Here is a 4,404-nt window from a genome sequence, read left to right on the forward strand (position 1 = left end):
TCACCGCCGCAACGGCGTCCAGGACGATTGAGCTGGTAATGGGACGGCGTGAAGCCGCGGTGGACGGAAAGTTGGTCCTCCTCGACATTCCCCCTATGGTTGTCGGGGGCCGCACGATGGTGCCGCTTCGCTTCGTGAGCGAGGCCCTGGGCGCGTACGTGCAGTGGCAGGCAACGGCGCGCACCGTTCTGATCACGCTTCCGACGGCCGAACCGGCTCCACCGGGCTATCGGACCCGGCCGACGCCACCCCCAACGCCGGTGGTGGTGACCCCGGCGCCGACCCCGGTCCCCACCCCGGCACCCATTATCACGCCGTCCCCGAGAGTCACCGAAGGGGCGCTCGTCGCGATCGCCCTGACCGCGACCCCACCCCGCATTCATGTAAGCGTGGGCGCGGTCATCTACATCTTCGCCATCACGCCTGAGACGGCAATTTCGAGATTCGACGCGGGCACAGGCGCAGGCGGGTCGGCGGCCCTGACAGCGCTGCGCATCGGCGACCAGGTCCGGGTTGAGGCGGAGGGCACAACCAACAACGCGGCCAGCGTGCGGGCCTCGTTCCGGCTGCTGCGCGGCCGCGTGGACGTGATTACGCCCACAGCGATTGCGCTGCAGGACGGCCAGGTGGTCCGTATCAACTCCGATGCCGCGGTTACGATCAACGGCGCGCCCGTGCCCCTCGGCGATACGCCGGCGCGCGTCCGCCGCGGTGACGAGGTCGCCGTGCGGATGAACCCGGTCACCAACGAGGCGTGGGAGCTGGCGGTGACGAGCCTCATATCCGCAACGCCGACGGCGACTCCCACGGCCACGCCGGTGGGCACGCCATCGGTCCGAACGGTAACATATGTGAGCCGCACCGACGCCCCGCTGATCGAAGCGGCACCGGGAACCCCGCACCCGACCGAGGTGCTCTACGTTGGTCGCGATGCGACTGGCCGGTTCCGATCGGTGGTGAGCTTCAACGTTACTCCGCCTTCGGGCGCGACCGTACGCCGGGCCACGCTGCGCTTGTTCCTGTACGGGTACAGGTCCGGCGGCGCCGACCTCTACACGGTATTCCCGGTCACGCGGTATTGGAGCGAGGCTACGGCCACGTGGAATCTGCTGGCCGGTAGCTACGCGATGCTGCGGCCCGCCGGCCCCGTAACGATCGCGGGCGGCGCGACGCGCATCTTCGTCGAGTGGGACGTGACCGAGATCGTGAGAGCGTGGGTTGCCGGATCGCTGGCGAACTACGGGTTTCTGGTCCGCAACATGGAGATGGGCGCCAACCTGGTGTACTTCGCTCACGGGGAGGACGTGCTGGCCAACCGGCCGAGGTTGATAGTCGAGTTCACGGCGCCGTAGCGGCGGAGGAAGCATGGACGCGCTCAAACAACGGATACTGCGCGAAGGTCGCAACCTGGGCAACGGGATCCTCAAGGTGGACAGCTTCCTCAACCACCAGGTGGATCCGGCGCTGTTGGACGAGTGCGGGCGCGAGCTGGCGGCCAGGTTCGCATCGGTGGGGGCCACCAAGGTGCTGACCGCGGAGATCTCGGGCATAGCGCCGGCCTTTACGACCGCCACGCACCTGGGCGTGCCGGTGGTCTACGCCCGCAAGACGCGGCCGGTGACCATGCCCTACCAGGTCTTCCTGACGCTGGCCCCGTCACACACGAAGGGGCATACCATAGAGTTGATCGTTTCGCCCGAGTACCTGTCACACGGTGAGCGGGTGCTGATCGTGGACGACTTCCTGGCGACGGGCCAGACCATCCTTGGCCTGGCCCGCCTGGCCCAGGCCGCGGGCTCGACAATCGTGGGCGTCGGCGCGGTTATCGAGAAAGTCATGGAAGGCGGGCGGGCGCACCTGGCACCCCTGGGCGTGCCGATCGTGGCGCTGGCGACGATCACGGACATGAGCGACGGGAAGATAGTGCTGGCGTAGCTCGCCGCGGCGCGGCGGCGGCGCCTCGCCCTCCTAGACCGTCTGCCCCGTCACCGGCACCTCGGCCGGGATCCCGGTCGAGACAAGCGCACCCGCCAGCGCCTCTGCCGCGGCCTCGTCGCCGTGCACGCAATACGCGGCGCCGATCCGCGGCACGCGTGCCGTCCATGCGAGCAGCTCCTTCCGGTCGGCGTGCGCGCTGAACGCGTCGGCCCGCTCGATCCGGATCTCCACCCTGTGCGGCTCACCGTAGATCCTGGCCTCCGGCGCACCTTCGGATAGCCGACGGCCCAGCGTGTGCTCGGCTTGGTATCCCACGAACAGCAGCGTGGACCGCGGATCGCCGATGCGCTCGCTCAGGTGCGACAGGATGCGGCCGGCCTCCACCATCCCGGATGTGGCGATGACGACGCACGGCTCGTCCGAGGCGCGCAGCGCCCTGCTCTCGGCAGGGGTGCGCACATAGCGCAGAGCGCCGAACCCGAAGGGATCGTGCCGCTTGATGTGCGCGCGTATCTCCTCATCGAAGCACTCGGGGTGCGCTCGGATGATCTCCGTGGCGTCGGTTGCCATGGGGCTGTCCATGTAGATTGAGATCGCCGGGATGAGGCCTTCCTCCCGCTGGCGGTGCAGTGTGTACGCCACCTCCTGTACCCGGCCGAGCGCGAAGGCCGGGATCAACACTCTGCCGCCACGGGCGACGGTCTCGCGCACCACCGCGGCCAGGTGTGCCTCTGCCTCGGCGCGCGGGGCGTGCTCCCGGTCGCCATAGGTGGACTCGATGAGCAGGAGGTCCAAAGCGGGCGGCACCTCGGGATCGCGCACTATGGCGGTACCGGGGCGGCCCAGGTCGCCGGTGAAGCCCAGGCGGCGGCCATCCGCCTCGAGCACCACCATCGCCGACCCGAGGATGTGCCCCGCGTCGCGAAACATGGCGGTCAGGGAGCCGACGCGAAACGGCCGGCCGTAGGGCACGGCGGCCAGGCGGGCGATCGCCCGCTCCGCGGCGCGGCCGTCGTAGAGCGGCTTCACCTCGGGCAGCCCCTGGCGTCGGTGGCGCCGGTTCAGGATCTGCGCGTCCTGCCGCTGCACCTTCGCGCTGTCCCGCAGCACCAGCGCCGCGAGATCGCGGGTAGCCGGCGTGCAGTAGATCGGGCCGCGAAACCCGTGCGCCACCAGCGTGGGCAGGTTGCCGCAGTGATCAAGGTGCGCGTGCGAGAGGATGACGGCATCGAGGTCGCCGGGCGCAGAGGGGAAACGCCGGTTCCATTCGGCGGCCTCGGCGCGTCGGCCCTGGAACAACCCGCAGTCGAGGTAGACCCGCGTGTCGCCGGCCTCGACCAGGTGGAGCGAGCCGGTGACTGTGCTGACGGCCCCGTGGAAGGTTACGCGGATGGCGAACTCCCCAGTCGGCTTGACCACGCCACGCGGCTCTTGTACCGTAGGTCGCGTGGTACAGGTAGGATTGGGATTCCAGGTATCTCGGGTTCGGTAGGCGCCAGGTGCCCTTCCTGCTCGGCGCCATCCCACTGATCGCCATCCTGGCCGCGCCGTTCGCCGGCCCAGTTGCCGGCCGGCTCCGGACGCACCCGGGATGGATCAGCGCCGTTGTCCCGGCAGGCCTGCTCGCGGCGCTCACCTGGATCGCACAGCCCATCTTCGGCGGCGAGACGCTGCGGCTGTCGCTGGCGTGGTTTCCCGACGTCGGCCTCCGGTACGCGCTCACACTCGATGGCCTGGCGCTGCTCTTCGCGGGATTGATCCTGGCGGTCGGGCTGCTGATCCTCGTCTACTCCGTCGCGTACATGCACGCCGGTCCGGAGCTGGGCCGATTCTACGCCCAGATGCTGATATTCATGGGCGCGATGTTGGGGGTCGTGCTTGCCGACGACCTCATCGTCCTCTACGTCTTCTGGGAGTTGACCAGCCTGGCCTCGTTCTTTCTGATCGGCTACAAGAACGAGGATCCGGCGGCGCGCTCCGGCGCGACCAAGGCGCTGGTCGTCACCGTGGCCGGCGGCGTTACGATGCTGGTCGGCCTGGTGATGCTGGCGCAGGTGGGCGGTACCTGGCAGATAAGCGCGCTGTTGGCCAAGGCCGCCGCCATCAAAGCAGATCCGCTCTACCCGGTAATCCTGGCGCTGGTGCTGACCGGCGCGTTCACCAAGTCGGCGCAGGTGCCGTTCCAGTTCTGGTTGCCCGCCGCGATGGTGGCTCCCACTCCGGTCTCGACGTACCTGCACGCCGCCACCATGGTGTGGGCCGGAGTTTACCTGCTGGCGCGCCTGCTGCCCGTGCTGGGTGGGGGAGCGCTGTGGGTGGCCGTGGTCACGCCCGTCGGATTGGCGACGCTGCTCGCGGGCGCGGCCCTGGCCCTGGTGCAGACCGACCTGAAGGGCCTGCTCGCCTACTCCACGGTCGGCGCGCTGGGACTGGCCACCGCGCTGCTCGGGTGGGGCACGCCTGCCG

Annotated in this window: 4 protein-coding genes; 3 read left to right on the plus strand and 1 reads right to left on the minus strand. The window is 69.3% G+C overall.

The window, feature by feature from the left end:
* On the plus strand, positions 1-1,352 hold a 1,352-nt coding region (locus tag FJX73_12615), incomplete at its 5' end, for a DNRLRE domain-containing protein (protein MBM3471612.1).
* A gap of 13 nt (positions 1,353-1,365) precedes the next feature.
* A complete protein-coding gene (gene xpt, locus FJX73_12620) occupies positions 1,366-1,935 on the plus strand; it encodes a xanthine phosphoribosyltransferase (GenBank protein ID MBM3471613.1) in 570 nt (189 codons plus the stop codon).
* 33 nt (positions 1,936-1,968) lie between these two features.
* On the opposite strand, the gene FJX73_12625 is transcribed toward xpt, so the two are convergent.
* A complete protein-coding gene (locus FJX73_12625; protein ID MBM3471614.1) occupies positions 1,969-3,357 on the minus strand; it encodes an MBL fold metallo-hydrolase in 1,389 nt (462 codons plus the stop codon).
* A gap of 80 nt (positions 3,358-3,437) precedes the next feature.
* Here FJX73_12625 and FJX73_12630 point away from each other — a divergent pair.
* On the plus strand, positions 3,438-4,404 hold a 967-nt coding region (locus tag FJX73_12630; protein ID MBM3471615.1), incomplete at its 3' end, for a hypothetical protein.

It is taken from the genome of Armatimonadota bacterium (assembly GCA_016869025.1).
Taxonomy (GTDB): domain Bacteria; phylum Sysuimicrobiota; class Sysuimicrobiia; order Sysuimicrobiales; family Humicultoraceae; genus VGFA01.

Coding starts and splice junctions, on each gene's coding strand:
- xpt (MBM3471613.1), top strand. CDS start 1,366: ATGGACGCGCTCAAACAACGGATACTGCGCGAAGGTCGCAACCTGGGC.